The sequence below is a fragment of the Telluribacter roseus genome (assembly GCF_017355915.2).
GTDB lineage: Bacteria > Bacteroidota > Bacteroidia > Cytophagales > Spirosomataceae > Telluribacter.
This window is the reverse complement of record NZ_JAFEUV020000006.1, coordinates 104,765-121,553: the sequence shown is the minus strand read 5'-3', so window position 1 is coordinate 121,553 and position 16,789 is coordinate 104,765. Positions and strand designations below refer to the sequence as shown.

General features: G+C 52.7%; 16 protein-coding genes. 9 read left to right on the top strand and 7 right to left on the bottom strand.

Annotated elements, in window-relative coordinates:
* Nucleotides 1–63 precede the first annotated feature (63 nt).
* The 6 genes from JTN23_RS13160 to JTN23_RS13135 form a co-directional block, all read right to left on the bottom strand.
* Entirely contained in the window at nt 64–513 is a 450-nt protein-coding gene (locus JTN23_RS13160) for an HYC_CC_PP family protein (protein WP_247235300.1), read from the bottom strand.
* A gap of 177 nt (nt 514–690) precedes the next feature.
* Complete coding sequence (locus JTN23_RS13155; RefSeq protein WP_247235299.1) at nt 691–900, bottom strand: heavy-metal-associated domain-containing protein; 210 nt, start codon at nt 898–900, stop codon at nt 691–693.
* Between the two features lie 141 nt (nt 901–1,041).
* The gene (locus tag JTN23_RS13150) at nt 1,042–1,374 is read right to left on the bottom strand and encodes a HepT-like ribonuclease domain-containing protein (protein ID WP_247235298.1); all 333 of its coding nucleotides are present in this window, start codon (nt 1,372–1,374) and stop codon (nt 1,042–1,044) included.
* Nucleotides 1,371–1,676, bottom strand: a complete 306-nt coding sequence (locus JTN23_RS13145; RefSeq protein WP_247235297.1) for a nucleotidyltransferase family protein — start codon at nt 1,674–1,676, stop codon at nt 1,371–1,373. The genes JTN23_RS13150 and JTN23_RS13145 overlap by 4 nt, the downstream gene beginning before the upstream one ends.
* Nucleotides 1,677–1,711: 35 nt before the next feature.
* Nucleotides 1,712–3,946 carry a heavy metal translocating P-type ATPase gene (locus tag JTN23_RS13140; protein WP_247235296.1) on the bottom strand — a complete coding sequence of 745 codons (2,235 nt, stop codon included), beginning with the start codon at nt 3,944–3,946 and terminating at the stop codon, nt 1,712–1,714.
* A 422-nt stretch (nt 3,947–4,368) separates the two neighbouring features.
* The gene (locus JTN23_RS13135) at nt 4,369–4,722 is read right to left on the bottom strand and encodes a tRNA-binding protein (protein WP_247235295.1); all 354 of its coding nucleotides are present in this window, start codon (nt 4,720–4,722) and stop codon (nt 4,369–4,371) included.
* Between the two features lie 68 nt (nt 4,723–4,790).
* Here JTN23_RS13135 and JTN23_RS13130 point away from each other — a divergent pair, with 68 nt between their 5' ends.
* From JTN23_RS13130 to JTN23_RS13105, 6 genes are all read left to right on the top strand, one after another.
* A complete protein-coding gene (locus JTN23_RS13130; RefSeq protein WP_247235294.1) occupies nt 4,791–6,017 on the top strand; it encodes an ABC transporter permease in 1,227 nt (408 codons plus the stop codon).
* A gap of 191 nt (nt 6,018–6,208) precedes the next feature.
* A complete protein-coding gene (locus JTN23_RS13125) occupies nt 6,209–7,258 on the top strand; it encodes a lactonase family protein (protein ID WP_247235293.1) in 1,050 nt (349 codons plus the stop codon).
* Between the two features lie 120 nt (nt 7,259–7,378).
* On the top strand, nt 7,379–9,988 hold the full coding sequence (locus JTN23_RS13120; RefSeq protein WP_247235292.1) for a cation-translocating P-type ATPase: 2,610 nt from the start codon (nt 7,379–7,381) through the stop codon (nt 9,986–9,988).
* A 728-nt stretch (nt 9,989–10,716) separates the two neighbouring features.
* Nucleotides 10,717–12,030 (top strand): aminotransferase class V-fold PLP-dependent enzyme, encoded by a 1,314-nt coding sequence (locus tag JTN23_RS13115; protein ID WP_247235291.1) that lies wholly within the window; start codon nt 10,717–10,719, stop codon nt 12,028–12,030.
* 85 nt (nt 12,031–12,115) lie between these two features.
* Nucleotides 12,116–12,613 (top strand): GNAT family N-acetyltransferase, encoded by a 498-nt coding sequence (locus tag JTN23_RS13110; protein ID WP_247235290.1) that lies wholly within the window; start codon nt 12,116–12,118, stop codon nt 12,611–12,613.
* Between the two features lie 74 nt (nt 12,614–12,687).
* Nucleotides 12,688–13,443, top strand: coding sequence for a class I SAM-dependent methyltransferase (locus tag JTN23_RS13105; protein WP_247235289.1), 756 nt, complete (start codon nt 12,688–12,690; stop codon nt 13,441–13,443).
* 47 nt (nt 13,444–13,490) lie between these two features.
* Here the strand turns inward: JTN23_RS13105 and JTN23_RS13100 are convergent, their stop codons facing one another.
* Complete coding sequence (locus JTN23_RS13100) at nt 13,491–13,841, bottom strand: winged helix-turn-helix transcriptional regulator (protein WP_247235288.1); 351 nt, start codon at nt 13,839–13,841, stop codon at nt 13,491–13,493.
* A gap of 106 nt (nt 13,842–13,947) precedes the next feature.
* Between JTN23_RS13100 and JTN23_RS13095 the strand changes: the two genes are divergently transcribed.
* From JTN23_RS13095 to JTN23_RS13085, 3 genes are all read left to right on the top strand, one after another.
* A complete protein-coding gene (locus JTN23_RS13095; protein WP_247235287.1) occupies nt 13,948–14,577 on the top strand; it encodes a nitroreductase family protein in 630 nt (209 codons plus the stop codon).
* 218 nt (nt 14,578–14,795) lie between these two features.
* The gene (locus JTN23_RS13090; RefSeq protein ID WP_247235286.1) at nt 14,796–15,107 is read left to right on the top strand and encodes a DUF485 domain-containing protein; all 312 of its coding nucleotides are present in this window, start codon (nt 14,796–14,798) and stop codon (nt 15,105–15,107) included.
* 39 nt (nt 15,108–15,146) lie between these two features.
* Complete coding sequence (locus JTN23_RS13085) at nt 15,147–16,718, top strand: sodium:solute symporter family transporter (protein ID WP_247235285.1); 1,572 nt, start codon at nt 15,147–15,149, stop codon at nt 16,716–16,718.
* Nucleotides 16,719–16,789 lie beyond the last annotated feature (71 nt).

The window sequence follows — 16,789 nt, the reverse complement described above, 5'->3', positions numbered from 1 at the left end:
CAAGTCATAAGAGTACATCTCCGTACGCCTACAACTTACCTTTGACACTCTGTATCGGCACGCTTAAATCAGAAAGGATTGGACGAACGAAAGCATGCTTCGCCCAAAGAATAAGGAAGAAAAGGAATGGACTACGGCATGACGGGTAGATGCCGGTAACAGCCAGTCAGCGATGGAGATGACGACTGCTTTGACCGCAAAGACCACCGCTTCGGCCAGGGACTTAAGCAGCTTGGCTATGAGCTGTGAAAATGAAGATACAAAATCTACCTTCTGGTACTTTTGCTCCTCTTTACAGCAATCCGCTTTTTTGACAATGGTTTCGTGAGGCTTGACGTGGCTCACGTTCTTTTTCATACAGCTCTTACACCCGCCCTTGGCCTCAACGGCCATCAGCTGCAGCGACTTACCGCGCATCATGCAATGATGCTCCACCAGCCCGAATCCTGTACTGGACAGCAGCACCAGGCAGGCCATAAATACGGTAAAGGATCTGTAAATCGCGTTTTTCATGATTAGCTGTAAGCCAGTCAGGCTATTGATTCAGGGAAATGACTATTCGTACGATCTCCTGCTCTTATCAATTCTTCTGTACGAAGTTACTCAAAATATAGGTAATACCAATGAATTCGGGGTGCTTTTTAGGTGGAGGAGGGACCTTACTAATTGCCCCTCCCTCACCTTATTAGCTTATTGAACAGGTTCTGCGGTAAAGCCGGCCTGTTTCACCACCTGGGCTACTTCTTCGGCTGACTTGTCGGTTTCGACGGTCAGGATACGATCCGGGCTCTGCAGGTCTACTTCCCAGTTTGTGATCGCTTCGTCGGCATTCAGGTGGGGTGTAACTCCGGCTACACATCCTCCGCATTTGATATTGGTTTTGAATTTTAACGTTTCCATACAAGACAAGATCAATCGCCCCTATGGGGCTTTATGGTTGAAAATTTATTTGACAAAATGGTGCCCGTTGGGCTACAAGATCGGTCGCCTCTACGAGGCTAGCATATTAGTCGCCACGCTGGTGCCTGTCTTCTGTGGTTATTATTCCAGTAAATTCTTTATTTCTTCTTTTAACACAGGAATATCTTTTATAACAATGCGCCAAATAATGGTATCGTCAATACAATCATACCCATGGATGATCCGGTTACGGGTATAAACGATATGACTGGCATTACTTATCGAAATGGTAGGTTCCAGCTTTTTAACCCGGTTCATAGCTTCACCAATGATTTCCAATTCTCGTTCAACGGCTCTTCGCATCGTCGGACTAGCCAGGTACTGCTGGTAGCTTGGCTGCTCGCCAATATGTATTTCAATACCCGCAATAGCATCCAAAATATGCCCCAGGTATTCATGCACCTCTTCCCTCATCCCAAGATCGCTACTTTGGTTTTATCTACCTGCTTTATAAAATAGCTGCTCTTGAGTGACTTTTCAGTAACCAGGTCAACATCGCGTCCCAGGAGCGTTTGTAGACTATCCAGTATTTCAAAGTACCTGTCTCCGTACTCAATAGGATCAAGGCCATCTTCGAAAGCAACCAATATATCCACATCACTGCTTTCGTTAAATCGCTCGGTACATACAGATCCAAAAGCATAAGCTCGCCTTACCTTGTTCTTCCGAAGGATGTGTTCAATCTGCGGGAGATTCTGACTTAGCAACTGATTCATACCTCTTCTTTTTCTGTAATAATAACAATTATTTACTATAACTTTTGGCTGCGCAGGCGCAGGCTGTTGGTTACTACTGACACCGAGCTCAGAGCCATGGCGGCTCCCGCGATCATCGGGTTGAGCAGGAATCCGTTGATGGGGTACAGTATACCGGCCGCAATGGGAATCCCGATCAGGTTATAGATGAAAGCCCAGAACAGGTTCTGGCGGATGGTGCGCACAGTCCGGCGGGACAGCTTCAGGGCCTTAGGCAACGTCAGCAGATCCGAGGTGATCAGGGTCATTTTGGCTACGTCCATAGCTATGTCAGAGCCCTTACCCATCGCTACGCTTACATCGGCCTGAGCCAGCGCCTGTGAGTCGTTGATACCATCTCCCACCATGGCTACGGTTTTGCCTTCGGCCTGCAGCTTCTTTACAAACTGCATTTTATCGTCCGGCTTTACCTCGGCCTGGTATTGGCTGATGCCCACCTGTTTCGCCACGGCGGCGGCCGTCTGGGGGTTATCTCCCGTGAGCATGTACACTTCAATACCCTGCTCCTGCAATTTGCGTACCGCCTCGGCGGAGGTAGCTTTCAGCTGATCTGCAATCGCGATGAGAGCGACCTGCTGCCCCTTCCACCCTACTCCGATCACCGTCCGGGCCTGCTGGCGGTGCTGCTCGGCCAGAGCTTCCAGCTCAGAATTTAGCGTCACGCCTTCTTCTTTGAGGAAGGACAGCGTACCGATGAGGTACTTTTCACCGGCTACTTCGGCCTGTACTCCACGTCCCACTACGGCCTTAAAACTTTCTACCTTCACATCCTGTGCTGACGTAGTATGGTCTACTACCGCCTGCGCCAGGGGGTGCTCCGAGCGGGCTTCAATGGCCCGGATAGCGGCGGCGTGACGTTCCGTCTCTGCCAGACCTCCCAGCCAGTGCCACCCTGTTACCTGAGGATGTCCCTGCGTAAGGGTACCTGTCTTGTCCAGAATCACGGCATTTACTTCGTGCGCTTTTTCAAGGCTTTCGGCATCGCGGATCAGGATGTTATTTTCGGCACCCTTGCCTACTCCCACCATAATGGCCGTAGGCGTAGCCAGCCCCAGGGCACACGGACAGGCAATCACCAGCACCGACACCGAAGCCAGCAGCGCGTGGGTCAGCGCATTATCACCTCCCAGTACCATCCAGGCCACAAAGGTCAGTAGGGCTATTCCTATAACAATGGGTACGAATATACCGGCTATCTTATCCACCAGGCGTTGGACGGGGGCCTTGCTGCCCTGTGCTTCCTGTACGGTACGGATAATCTGCGACAGCACGGTATCCTTGCCTACCTTTTCGGCAATGAAGGTAAAGCTACCCTGCTGGTTGATCGTACCGGCGAATACCCGCTCTCCGGCCTTCTTTTCAGCCGGTACCGGTTCCCCGGTCATAAGGCTTTCGTCTACGTATGAATGTCCGCTGATGACTTTGCCATCCACAGGAATCTTCTCACCCGACCGAATCACTACCTCATCGCCCATCAGTACTTCTTTGACCGATATCTCACTCTCTACGCCCTGACGCACGACCCGTACCGTCTTGGGTTGCAGGCCCATCAGTTTTTTCAGGGCATCCGAAGTATTGGCTTTGGCTCGTTCTTCCAGCAGCTTACCCAGCATGATGAAGAAGACAATCATAGCCGCCGCTTCAAAGTACACGTGGGCGTGCAGTCCGCGGGCGTGCCAGAACTCCGGATTGAAAGTGTTGAAGGTACTGAACAGGAAGGCGATACCCGTACTCAGCGCCACCAGGGTATCCATGTTGGCCTTGCCGTGGCTGGCCTGCTTCCAGGCGTTGATGAAGAAGTCGCGGCCCAGCACCACCAATACCGGCAGAGTAAACGCCAGCATGATGTAGTTGCCGTAGGGCATGTCCATGAAAAACATACCTATGGTCACAATGGGAAGGGTAAGTATACCCGTCCAGATGGTACGCTGCTTGAGGGTAGCATACCGCTCGTGCTGTATCTCCTCCTGCTTAACAAGTGCCTCGTCTTCCTCGGCGGTCAGTATAAAGCCATAGCCTACGCCCTGTAGTACCTTGTCCAGCTCGGGGAGCGACACCTCCGTAGGCTCGTACTCCACCCAGGCCGACTGGTTGGCGAAGTTCACCCCGGCATCGGCTACACCGGTGGTATGCTTCAGCATAGACTCCACACTGGCAGCACAGCCCGCACAGGTCATACCCGTTACGGGCAGGGTGACTTTCAATGTATTTGGTTTGGTTGCTGTTTCCATAATCTATTCCATGACTAACTGTGAATCATTGGTCAGTAAGTCAATACTCATACTGACAACACAAAGGTACTACCCCACTGTTCACCAGCTATTACACAATTATGGACCAGAATTACATGATTTTGGGACGCAGGATAGTAACCTTCTTTCTTAAAGAGAAAGAAGAACGGCTATAAATGTGAAGTCTATCAACTATTTATTACAGCTCTCCCCTAAGCCGATCGCTCCGGCGCCCCGGCTTGCGCTGTGGGCCCATGTGCGCTAGCCCCGCGCAGGCCCGCAGAGCACGGAGGTGTGGGGAGAGCGGGGCCCGCCCGGCCGTGAGGGCAAACGACTGCATTACCCTAAAGTATAAAATTGAGCCTACTTGTATTAGCAGGTGCAGATTAAGCTTTGTGTGTTTTACAATGACATCTCCTAAATCAAGCCAGCCTGGTCCCATTTGGTACCGGCCGCTCAGGTTGCGACAGCACCACCTCCCCATCGGGCAATACAAACCCCGTCGTAAGTACCTCGGAGAAGAAGTTAGCGATCTGCCGGGGCGGGAAGTTGACTACACACAGGACCTGCCGACCAACCAGCTCTTCTTTAGTATACAGCCTGGTGATCTGAGCAGAAGAGGCTTTTACCCCTAGCTCTGGCCCCAGATCGATCCAGAGTTGGTAGGCGGGTTTGCGGGCTTTGGGAAAATCCTCTACCCGGATGATCGTACCTGCCCGGAGGTCTACTTTCTCAAAATCAGACCAGCTGATGGTATTCATGGATGAAATTGTCATGTTCGTACTAATTAAGTTGGAAATGTAAGAAGATTAGACAAAATAGCCTTCTCCTTACAGCCCCGCTTATGTGGAAGAACACTCTTAATTCCTTTCTGTCGGCTATCCAGAATATCCGCTCCCGTTTTTTCCATACCGTACTCTCGGTACTGGGTATCGTCATAGGCGTAGCCTCCCTGGTAGGCATCCTGTCGCTGATCGATGGTATGGAGCGGTTTGCCAACGAGCAGATCAGCCGCACCACCTCGCTGAAAGGCATCTTTATCGTGGCCCAGCCCGACAAGCTGGTCAATGACGTGCGGGTACCCAAAGATACCATACCCCGGCTCACCTACACCCAAATGAGCCAGCTCCACGCCTCCCTCACCCTGCCCAGCCAGCCCTACATGATCACCAACAGGGGCATGGAGGTAAGTATGCCGGGCGACACCCACCGTATCGGAACCGTCGTGAGCGCCGCGCTTCCGGCTCTGGAACCTAACGGTACCATCCTGGTTGGTAACCGATTCACGCAGGAAGATCTTACCCGACGGCGGCCGGTAGCCGTGGTGAATACTAAATTTGTCTGGAAAGCAGCAGGAAAGGGTAAGGCCGCCACCCTGATCGGTAAGAAGCTACGGGTGCAGGACCGAGAATTAACCATAGTAGGTGTACTGGTAGCCGACACCACCCGCCCCGCTCAGATCTATTACCCCATCTCCCTCCTCCCTGAGGCGGAGCTGCGGACCCAGCGTGTCGACTACGGCCTGGAGGCTACCCGCGTGGAAGATGTCGCCGCCCTGAAAGTACAAAGCGAAACCTGGCTGCAGAAGAACATCCGCCACGGCAAGGAAGACTACCGGGTCATGACCAACGAGTTCAGGGTGCAGCAGGCGGCGCAGGGATTTCTGCTGTTCCGTATTGTGATGGGGCTGATCGTGGGTATATCGGTGGTGGTCGGGGGCATTGGCGTCATGAACGTACTGCTCATTTCCGTCTCCGAGCGTACCTCCGAGATAGGTGTACGTAAGGCCGTCGGAGCCAAGAAGCGGGACATCCTGCTGCAGTTTCTGTCGGAGTCCGTGACAATCTCTACCTTTGGTAGCCTGCTGGGGCTAGCGCTGGGAGTACTGGGTACCATGGCGGTGATTCCCATCATCAAAGCGGTCACAAAGGTACCCTTTCAGGCGGCCTATACCTGGAACACCTTCCTGACTATCTCCATCATAGCCGTAGTAGTGGGGGTGGTGTTTGGTACCTACCCGGCCCTGCGGGCCGCCCGCCTAGACCCGGTGGAGGCTATCCGGCGGGAGTAGATTAGGGGTACCTATGTAGTTTTAAATAAATATCTGACTACTTGCAAAACCAACACTAGCGGGTGCGAGCTTAGTAAGAAGTAAATAAACTAAATATAATCCCTAACCAGCTACTACCTAAAAGCTACATCATTATGAAAAAACTTTTGATGCTTGCTGTGGTTCTTTTTTCAAGCCTTGCATTTAAGCCTATGAAAAACGACACTGCATTATTCTATATCGGTACCATGGCCAAAGACGGCCCATCGCCCATTATTCTGTGTGAGCTGGACCTAAAGACCGGAAAGATCACGACCCGAAATACCTTCACTGAGCTAAAAGGACCGGGCTACATCAAGCTCTCGCCCGACCAGAAAACGCTTTTTGCCGTTACGCAGGACAACATGATCAATGCTCTATCGGTGGGGGTTGATGGACAGCTCAAGGTACTCAACAGCCAGTCGTCGGAGGGACAGAACCCCTGCCACGTGTCGGTACTTCCATCGGGACAGATGGCTTTCCTGGCTAACTACACCGGCGGTAGTATGGCGGCCTATCCCGTCAAAAAGGATGGTACCCTGGCCGCTGCTTCGTATACCGAGCAGTATACCGGCAGCGGCCCCGACAAATCCCGCCAGGAGAAGCCCCACGCCCACTGCGCCATCCCCAGCCCCAACGGCAAGTACCTGTACGTAGCTGACCTGGGTACCGATCGGATCATGAACTACGTGGTGGACGGCGGTTCCGGCAAGCTGACTCCTAACCCCGCTCAGAAGTACTTCGAGTCCAAGCCCGGTGCTGGTCCGCGCCATATTGTAGCGCATCCTTCGGGTAAGTACCTGATTGTACTGCACGAAATGGAGCCCATCGTTACCTCCTTTGCCATTGATGACAAAGGTGCTCTTAAGGAAATCAAGACGGTCAATTCCCTACCGGCCGACTTCAAAGAAGCCAATAAGGGAGCGGCCATTCGCCTGCACCCCAACGGCCAGTTTGTGTACGTATCCAACCGGGGGTACAACGGCATCACGGGCTACCGGATCACCGACAGGGGTGGACTGGAAGAAGTAGGTAAAGTGACCCAATCCATCGATACGCCGCGTGACTTCAACATCGACCCAACGGGTAAGTACATGCTCGTGGCCAATATGAATACCAACGATCTGGCGGTGTATAGCCTGGATGACAAAACCGGTAAGATGACGTTCCGCGAGAAAACCTTGTCTGTCAACACACCTACCTGTATTGAGTTCATGAAATAGCCGCTCACCCGGCTCATAGTCAGACATAAACATTAGCCAAAGCCTCTGCGTTTAACGCATGAGGCTTTTGTTATTTGAGGGGCAGGTTATTAAGAGTTAAAGAGTACTTTACCAGAACCTTTGTCTAATCAACCCAACATCAGCAGCACTATGAAGTGGTACCTGTCAGAGATCAATGATGTATTCAAAGAACTAAGTACGCATAGAGAAGGCCTATCCAACGCCGAGGCGCAAACCCGGCTTGAACAGTACGGCCCCAACGAACTGCAGGGTACCTCCGGCAAGTCCGTCTGGAAGCTGGTCATCAACCAGTTCATGGACGTCATGATCCTCATTCTGCTGGCTGCAGCCGTGGTATCGGTACTGATCGGAGAAGCCAGCGATGCTATTGTAATCCTGGTCATTGTAGTGCTGAACGCCATCATTGGCTTTGTGCAGGAGTACCGGGCCGAGAAGGCCATCGAAGCCCTCCGCAACATGTCGGCTCCCCAGGCCCTCGTACGGCGTGGAGGTACCGAAGCACGCGTAGAGGCCTTAGCCCTGGTACCCGGTGATGTGGTCCTGCTGGAAGCCGGTAATCTGGTACCAGCCGATATGCGCCTCTACGAGGTATCCTCTATGAAGGTGGAAGAAGCTTCACTCACGGGTGAATCGGAAGCCGTTGAAAAGAACAGCGCTCCGCTTACCGAAGTAGACCTTCCCCTGGGCGACCGCGTCAACATGGCCTATAGGGGTACCATTGTCAAAGACGGTAGAGCCGAAGGCGTGGTGGTAGCCACCGGTATGCAGACCGAAATGGGACGCATAGCCCAGCTACTCCAGGGAAGTGACAGCCAGACGCCCCTGCAGAAAAGGCTGGCTAAGTTTGGCAAGCAGCTTTCGGTGATCGTACTGGTGATATGCGCCCTGCTGTACGGTATGGGTCTGCTACGCGGCGAAGATCCGCTCCGGATGCTGCTGACCTCTATCTCACTGGCCGTTGCGGCTATTCCCGAAGCACTCCCGGCCGTGGTGACCATTGCCCTGGCGCTGGGAGCCAAGCGGATGGTGAAGCAAAACGCCCTGATCCGTCAGCTGCCGGCCGTTGAGACACTGGGCTCCGTCAGCTACATCTGCTCCGACAAAACAGGTACCATTACCCAGAACCAGATGACCGTCATGGAGACCTGGCAGCCGGATACGGTCCAGGCCCCTGACCTGGAAGAGTTCAGCCGGGAGGATCTGCTCCTGCTCTGCATCAGTCTCAACCACGACGTCAAGCAGGATGAGCAGGGCGAGTACCTGGGCGACCCAACGGAGGTAGCGGTGGTCGAGTACGTCAAAAAGCAGCCTGCCTATCAGCAGGAATGGATCCAGCGGTACCCTCGGGTCAACGAAATTCCTTTCAACTCCGACCGCAAGCGGATGACCACCATCCACCAGTTTGGACCTAAGTACCTGGTCGTGACCAAAGGAGCCTCCGAAGCCATGGACGATGTGTCGGTGGATGATCCGGGACCGATCCTGAAGCAGGCCGAAGAGCTGGCGTGCGAGGGTATGCGGGTGATCTCGTACGGCTACAAGCTTCTGGATGAGGTACCTCATATGGTCAAAGAAGAGCTCATCGAGTCGGACCTGCACTTTGTAGGGCTGGTCGCCATGATAGACCCGCCGCGCGAAGAGGTGAAGGAAGCTATTGCCGAATGCTTCGACGCGGGTATTACTCCGGTTATGATCACGGGCGACCACCCCGCCACGGCCAAAGCCATTGCCTCACAGGTAGGTATACTTCGGAATGAAAAAGACTTGGTGGTGACCGGAAGGGAACTGGGTAAGCTATCCCAGGAGGAGTTTGAGAACAAGGTAGAATCCATCAAGGTATACGCCAGGGTATCGCCCGAACAAAAATTGAATATTGTCACGGGTCTTCAGAAAAAGGGTCACTTCGTATCCATGACCGGTGACGGGGTCAACGATGCGCCGGCCCTCAAGAAAGCCAACATTGGGGTAGCTATGGGTATTACCGGTACGGACGTGACCAAGGAGGCCTCGCACATGATCCTGCTGGACGACAACTTCGCTACCATCCTGAAGGCCGTGCGCGAAGGCCGCCGCATCTTCGACAACATCCGCAAATTCATCAAGTACACCCTCACCAGTAACGCGGGGGAGATCTGGACCATTTTTATGGCGCCCGTGCTGGGTCTGCCCATTCCCCTGCTCCCCATCCATATCCTCTGGATCAACCTGGTCACGGACGGACTACCCGGACTGGCCCTGGCGTCCGAACCCGTCGAGAAGAACACCATGAAACGGCCGCCGCAAAAGAGCAGCGAGGGTATCTTCAACCGGAGCCTTAGTGTACACATTGGCTGGGTCGGCCTGCTGATGGGGGCGCTTTGCCTCGGCACGCAGGTATGGAGCATGAATATAGATAATCCGAAGTGGCAGACGATGGTGTTCACGGTACTATCCCTGAGTCAGATGGGCCATGCCCTCGCCATCCGCAGCGATACGGTTTCGCTTTTCAAACAGGGGCTCATGAGCAACAGGCAGCTTACGGCTGCCGTCCTGTTTACCCTGCTCCTGCAACTGGCGGTCATCTACGTTCCTTTCCTGCAGGATATGTTCCATACGCAATCCCTTACCTGGGGTGAGCTTGGCACTTGCTTGGCCATTTCCAGTATAATCTTCTTTACTGTTGAAGTAGAGAAGTGGGTGAAGCGCCGGAGGCTTAACAGTGACCAGTGACCAGTGACCAGTTAGGCAGTGACCAATGTAAGCAGTGACCAGTGACCAATTTGAAGTATAGTATTGGGAGGCAGGTACTTCTCCTTTATAACAGAGGAGTGACCCTGCTTCTTTAACTTATTTGCTGCTAGTTCCAATTTTATTGGGTAATGCTGTCTTTTGCCCTCGCGGCCGGGCGGGCCCCGCCCTCTCAACACCGCTGGCATATTTATGGCCCTGCGCTTGCCAGCCGCACAACGGCCATAAATATAGGCGGCTTATGAGAGGGCTGATAGAGTTAGCATTGTTCTTGTTTAGTAGCAATAGGATTTCATTTTCAAAACAAACATATATACTGCTGTTACAAGTAGGCAGTCTGTCAAGTTTCCCAGCTCTCCCCTAAGCCGACCTTGCGCTGTGGGCATTTGTGCGCTAGCCTTGCGCAGGCCCGCAGAGTACAGAGGCGTGGGGAGAGCGCCGCCCGCCCGGCGGAGGAGGGCAAACGACTGCATTACCCATGAGAGCCGGAAGTAAAACTCTTTAAATATTACACCTCCCTTAATCTTCTCAGCGTAGTATACATACACACACTACCCTTGCCAATAGAGAAAAAATCAGCATAAGTACCTGCCTTGTACTTTAAATTCAGAATAAGCTTCTAGTAAACCGAGAATTTGCGTAAAATTGTAATAGTGGCCATTCCATGGTGGCCGCCTTCCATAAATCCTTTTCCCCTAATTTACCCAAACATGACCTCCCGACGCTCCTTTTTCCGGCAAGTGGGCAGCGCTGCTGCCGGTGCTGCGGCCTTACCCGCTTTTCTTGAACAAGCCTACGCCGGCGAACTCGCCTCCCATACCAGACACCTGACCGGATTGAGCCCCACCGAAGCGGCGCGGAACGAGGACTTCTGGGCCTGGATCAAGAATGAGTATACCGTCTCCCCCAACGTACTGAACTTCAACAACGGCGGGGTGAGTCCCCAGCCCCGGGCAGTACAGCAGGCGCATATCCGGTTTTATGAGTACTCCAACGAAGCCCCCAGCTACTACATGTGGCGTATACTGGATCAGGGTAGAGAAGCCCTGCGCTCCAAACTGGCCGAACTGGCGGGCTGTGACGCCGAGGAACTGGCCATCAACCGCAATGCTACCGAGGGCCTCAACACCATCATCTTTGGCCTCAACCTCAAGGCGGGCGACGAGGTAGTACTCAGCAAGCAGGACTACCCCAACATGATCAATGCCTGGAAGCAGCGCGAAAAACGGGACGGCATCAAGCTGGTGTGGATCAATCTGGAGCTGCCCCGCGAGGACGATGAGTACTTTGTACAGAAGTACACCAGCGCCTTCACCTCCCGTACCAAAGTAGTACACATCACCCACCTCATCAACTGGATTGGGCAGGTAACGTCCGTGCGCAAGATTGCCGACGAGGCGCGTAAGCGGGGCATAGAGACCATTGTGGACGGGGCGCATACCTTCGCGCACATTGATTTCAAGGTACCCGACCTGGGCTGCGACTACTTCGCCACGAGCCTGCACAAGTGGCTGTGTGCGCCCTTCGGCAGCGGAATGATGTACATCAAGAAGGACAAGATCAAGGACGTGTGGGCGCTGCTATCCAGCCCGGAACCCGACGGCCCCGACATCCGGAAGTTTGAGAGCCTGGGTACCCGCTCCTTTGCCTCCGAGATGGCTATAGGTACAGCCGTAGACTTCCACAACGGCATCGGCACCGACCGCAAGTTTGCGCGCCTGCACTACCTGCAGCGCTACTGGACCGATAAGGTACGGCAGATACCGGGTGCACTGGTACACACGCCCAAAAGTCCGAAGTACAGCGGCGCCCTGGCCCTCTTCTCCGTCGAAGGCATGACGCCCGGCGATGTGGGCAACGCCCTCTTCAACAAATCCCGCATCCACACCAGCGCTACCGTCTGGGAAAACATCAGCGGCGTCCGCGTTACGCCCCACATCTACACCAGTACCAAAGACCTCGACCTGCTGGTCAACACCATCAGCAGCATCGCCAGCGAAGCGCGGAAGAAGGGGAAGAGTTAGCGGTTTATTAATTAGCAGAACAATTTACTTGAATCAATACAAAATATCCTATTAAACTTTTCATCAAGTAGAAGACTATCTGTAGATGAACTTTAGACGAGGAAGTTATGGCGATGTAGAACAACTACGCCTACTAGGCTTAGCGTCATGGAAGCAGTATCAAGCTAATTTGACACCCGATAATTGGCAGAAGCTATTCAACAATCTTAATCGTACCGAAACGTATGCAGAGCTACTTACGCAGTCACACTGTATTGTTTCCGAAAATGCTGCAGGAGCAATTATTGGAATGGCCTTTCTCGTTCCCAGGGGTAATCCGACTGATATATTCCAAGCTGATTGGTCTTACTTACGGTACGTGACCGTTCATCCAGACTTTAGTGGGCTAGGGATTGGCAGACAATTAACCGAGATGTGCATCGAAATAGCAAAACGCAACAAGGAGCATACGGTTGCCCTTCATACTTCTGAAATGATGCACAAAGCACGGCATATCTACGAGAAGTTAGGCTTTACCATCTTACGGGAGATCGAACCACGACAAGGGAAGAAGTATTGGTTGTATACACTTGCAATTGCTTAACAGAGTGCTTCTGCCATTCTTGGGGGTATCACTAACACCCCTTAAATGTCTCGATAGAAATGCTAATAATGCGTATGGCGCTTATAGAAGAGTATAAAAGCCAAAACACCTGGCGACATTGGGAGTCTTACTTAGATAAGCTTCCGATAAAAAAGGACGAGGTAGTACTGGACCTGGGATGTGGGCCTGGGTATGTAACACACTTACTCGCTCAAAGAGCAGGGAAAGTGATAGGTATAGATCTGAATGCTGAACTTTTAAATGAAGCTCAACGATCCTATCAAGGCGATACCATTCAATTTATAACAGCAGACATTAAAGACCTCACGAAGTTAAACCTCCCGCCTGTTGATGGCATATGGACTAGTTTTGCGGCTGCGTACCTGCCTGATTTCTCCCCTGTCTTAAAGAACTGGTTAAACCTTTTAAAACCTAATGGCTGGATAGCTATTGTTGAAATGAGTGATTTATTTGCTCATAAACCTTTGGAAGCAACAATAGAGGATACTTTTAAAGCTTTCTACAAAAGGCAACTAGCAAATAATGTATATGACTTTGAAATGGGTGGAAAAGTCAGGCAAATCTTATTACAGGAAGGAGTGACAATCGAGTTGGATGAAAATAAAGAAGATGAAGAATTAGTATTCAACGGTCCTGCTGATAAGCAAATTCTGACCGCGTGGGAGAACAGGCTGAATAGAATGGTGGCATTGCAGGACTTCTTTGGCAAAGACCGGTTCCAGAGTGCGAAAAGTCAATTCCTAAACTGCCTGGGCAGTAAGGAACACTATTGTGAAGCTGAAATTAAATTTATCATTGGACGAAAGTAGCTACTGCTAATCATAGCATGATTACACTAGTAGCTTCCAATGATTCCCTAATTCCCCATGATCTTAGTACGGTGTTCAAGCCCCCAGACAGCCAGGTGATCAATTACGGATCTGAGTTTGTGCCCGTACTCGGTCAGTTCATACTCGACCGTGATAGGCTGTGTATCCAGTACAGTACGCTTTACCAGATCATGCATTTCCATATCCTTCAGCTCCCGGCTCAGCATCTTACCGGATATGCCCTGTACTTCCCGTAAGATCTCCGAGTACCTTTTCTTCCCGAAACAAAGAGAGGCCACAATGGAGATGGTCCATTTGCCATTAAGTACATCCATTGCGTCGTGAATAGCCAGAATGGTCTTCTTGCATTCGTGCGTACCGTGCTTTACTTCCTCCATAGGTTACCTGGTTACCTTTTTGTCACTGTTACTTTTTGTCACTAGGTATCAAAAGTAAACAATCTTTCCTGAACTTTGAGGCCATAAAACAAAAAAAGTAACAGACATGGACTTACTGGAAAGCCTGAACTGGCGCTATGCCACCAAAAAATTCAGCAACAAAAAACTGGCAGCGGATAAGCTGCAGACCATCGTAGATGCGATCAATCTTTCGGCTTCATCCGCGGGCATGCAGCCGTACCGGCTGTTCGTGATCGAAAACTCCGAGCTAAAAAAAGAACTGGGTGTTGGCTCGTTCAACGCGCAGATCACGGAAGCCTCCCATCTGCTGGTATTCGCCGCGTATACCGCCATCCGCAAAGAAGACATCCAAAAGTACATCCAGCTGATAGCCAGGGAGAGAAATACCACCGAAGAAAGTCTGGTTGATTTTAAGAACTCACTCGAAAAGTATTTTTTGAGCCGGACCGACGAAGAAAACTTTATCTGGTCGGCCCGACAGGCCTACATAGCCCTGGGGACCGGGATCATCGCGGCAGCCGATCAGCAGGTAGACGCTACGCCTATGGAAGGCTTTGACTCCGAAAGGTTTGATACCCTGCTGGGGCTCAAAGAAAAGGGGCTGAAAAGCGTGGTACTGCTCGCGCTGGGCTACCGCGACGAAGAAAAAGATCCCTTTGCCCGGATGAAGAAAGTTCGCCTGCCCAAAGAAGAGTTTGTAACGGAGATCGTCTAGTCGGCAACAGCTACCTGTAAGGAGATACTGGCAAATGCAAAGCTGAGGTGTATGTACACTTCGGCTTTTGTGTTTTCTGCCCGCTAAGTACCTACTCCCCTGGTACTCCCCCGGCTAACTACCCTAGATACCTCTACGCGAACTTCACCAACGCGGTAGAATCGGCCGACCGGGGTCTTTGTAGGATAACTTATCACTTAACCTGACTGGTAATCTCTATGCAAATCCCGGATACTCATTCCCCTCACGAAGTCATTAACAGCCCTGCCTTCCGTCAACTGGTGCGCCGCCGATGGTCGGTTTCGCTGGTACTCACGCTGGCCATGCTCACGGTGTACTTCGGATTTCTGCTGGTGGTGGCGTTCAACAAGGCATACCTGGCGCAGATGGTGGGAAAAAACCTCACGCTGGCCATTCCGGTCGGACTGGGCATTATCCTGTTCGCCTGGCTTCTGACCGGTATATATGTGTACTGGGCCAATAACCACTACGACCAGGAGGTAGCCAACCTCAAAGCCAAAGTCAAGTAATCCGTTTCTCCCTTAAGTACTCAATCGCTCGTACCGTACATGTATTTTGCTACCATTTTGCTGCAAGCGGCCCCAGCCTCTACCCTGGGCACCGCCAACCCCATTTCTATTGCCATGTTCTTCCTGTTTGTGGCCGTTACCATGTACATCACGTACTGGGCCGCCAAGAAGACCAAGACCGGGTCGGAGTTCTACGCCGCCGGCCGTAATATCTCGGGCTTTCAGAACGGCCTGGCCCTGGCCGGCGACTATATGAGTGCCGCCTCTTTTCTGGGTATCGCCGGCATGGTAGCCACCAAAGGCTACGATGGGCTTATCTACTCCATCGGGTTTCTGGTGGGCTGGCCGCTGATCATGTTCCTGATCGCGGAGCCCCTGCGCAACCTGGGCAAATACACCTTCGCCGATGTGGTGGCGTATCGTCTGCGCCAGCGCCCCATTCGCATTGTGTCGTCGGTAGGTTCGCTCCTGACCATCGCCTTTTACCTGATCGCCCAGATGGTGGGAGCCGGTGGCCTGATCAGGACCCTGTTCGGGTTGCAGTACGAGCTGGCCGTGCTGGTAGTGGGTATCGTCATGACGGCCTATGTACTGTTTGGCGGTATGCTGGCCACTACCTGGGTGCAGATCATCAAGGCGGTGCTGCTGCTGGGCGGCGCCTCGGTACTGGTGCTGCTTTCGCTGGCCCGGTTCGGGTTTAGTCCGGCCGCGCTGTTTGATTCCGTTACGACGCAGTACGGGGAGGAGATGCTCGCACCCGGTGGCTATATCACCAATCCGTTCGATGCCCTTTCGCTGGGACTGGCCCTGATGCTGGGTACGGCCGGACTCCCCCACATCCTCATGCGGTTCTATACCGTACCCGACGCCAAAGCCGCGCGCAAATCCGTTTTTGTGGCCACGGGCTTCATCGGGTACTTCTATCTGCTCACCTTTCTGATCGGGTTTTCGGCCATGGCCCTGGTGGGCAAAGCCCCCATCGAGAGCATCGACAAAGGCGGCAACATGGCGGCCCTGCTCCTGGCCGAGCAGACCGGCGGCACCGCCTTCCTGGGCTTTATCGCGGCGGTGGCTTTTGCTACCATTCTGGCGGTAGTGGCCGGACTTACGCTGTCGGGAGCATCCAGCATCTCGCATGACCTGTACGTACACGTATTCAAGAATGGCATCTCCGACGAGCAGGGAGAAATCAAAGTAGCCAAGCGTGCCACCATTGCCCTGGGTATCCTGTCTATCGTACTGGGGCTAGTATTCAAAGGGCAAAACGTGGCCTTCATGGTAGGACTGGCCTTTTCCATTGCCGCCAGCGCCAACTTCCCCGCTCTGCTCATGTCCATCATCTGGAAGAAATTCACCACCCGGGGCGCGGTATGGAGCATCGCTACAGGTGCTATCCTGTCGCTGGTCCTGATTGTCCTGAGCCCTACCATCATGGTAGATATCATGGGGTATGAGGAGGCCATTTTCCCGCTTAAAAATCCGGCGCTGGTCTCCATGTCCGGGGCGTTTCTGATGGGTATCGTGGTGTCGCTGCTCCAGCCTGAGCCTGCCGCCGCCGCCAAGTTTGAATCGGAGAAACTCCGTACCTACCTGGGCGTAGGCGCGGAATAATCCAGCCCGACTACGGCCTGCTTTCCTGTGAGCAGGCCGTAGCCTCCTGCTACTAAAGACACACTGCTATA

What these genes read in the sequence shown, in the direction of transcription:
- JTN23_RS13145 (WP_247235297.1), bottom strand. Translation starts at nt 1,676, where the DNA reads ATGAATCAGTTGCTAAGTCAGAATCTCCCGCAGATTGAACACATCCTT.
- JTN23_RS13140 (WP_247235296.1), bottom strand. Translation starts at nt 3,946, where the DNA reads ATGGAAACAGCAACCAAACCAAATACATTGAAAGTCACCCTGCCCGTA.
- JTN23_RS13085 (WP_247235285.1), top strand. Translation starts at nt 15,147, where the DNA reads ATGTATTTTGCTACCATTTTGCTGCAAGCGGCCCCAGCCTCTACCCTG.
- JTN23_RS13130 (WP_247235294.1), top strand. Translation starts at nt 4,791, where the DNA reads ATGTGGAAGAACACTCTTAATTCCTTTCTGTCGGCTATCCAGAATATC.
- JTN23_RS13095 (WP_247235287.1), top strand. Translation starts at nt 13,948, where the DNA reads ATGGACTTACTGGAAAGCCTGAACTGGCGCTATGCCACCAAAAAATTC.
- JTN23_RS13135 (WP_247235295.1), bottom strand. Translation starts at nt 4,722, where the DNA reads ATGACAATTTCATCCATGAATACCATCAGCTGGTCTGATTTTGAGAAA.
- JTN23_RS13090 (WP_247235286.1), top strand. Translation starts at nt 14,796, where the DNA reads ATGCAAATCCCGGATACTCATTCCCCTCACGAAGTCATTAACAGCCCT.
- JTN23_RS13115 (WP_247235291.1), top strand. Translation starts at nt 10,717, where the DNA reads ATGACCTCCCGACGCTCCTTTTTCCGGCAAGTGGGCAGCGCTGCTGCC.
- JTN23_RS13105 (WP_247235289.1), top strand. Translation starts at nt 12,688, where the DNA reads ATGGCGCTTATAGAAGAGTATAAAAGCCAAAACACCTGGCGACATTGG.
- JTN23_RS13110 (WP_247235290.1), top strand. Translation starts at nt 12,116, where the DNA reads ATGAACTTTAGACGAGGAAGTTATGGCGATGTAGAACAACTACGCCTA.
- JTN23_RS13155 (WP_247235299.1), bottom strand. Translation starts at nt 900, where the DNA reads ATGGAAACGTTAAAATTCAAAACCAATATCAAATGCGGAGGATGTGTA.
- JTN23_RS13150 (WP_247235298.1), bottom strand. Translation starts at nt 1,374, where the DNA reads ATGAGGGAAGAGGTGCATGAATACCTGGGGCATATTTTGGATGCTATT.
- JTN23_RS13100 (WP_247235288.1), bottom strand. Translation starts at nt 13,841, where the DNA reads ATGGAGGAAGTAAAGCACGGTACGCACGAATGCAAGAAGACCATTCTG.
- JTN23_RS13125 (WP_247235293.1), top strand. Translation starts at nt 6,209, where the DNA reads ATGAAAAACGACACTGCATTATTCTATATCGGTACCATGGCCAAAGAC.
- JTN23_RS13160 (WP_247235300.1), bottom strand. Translation starts at nt 513, where the DNA reads ATGAAAAACGCGATTTACAGATCCTTTACCGTATTTATGGCCTGCCTG.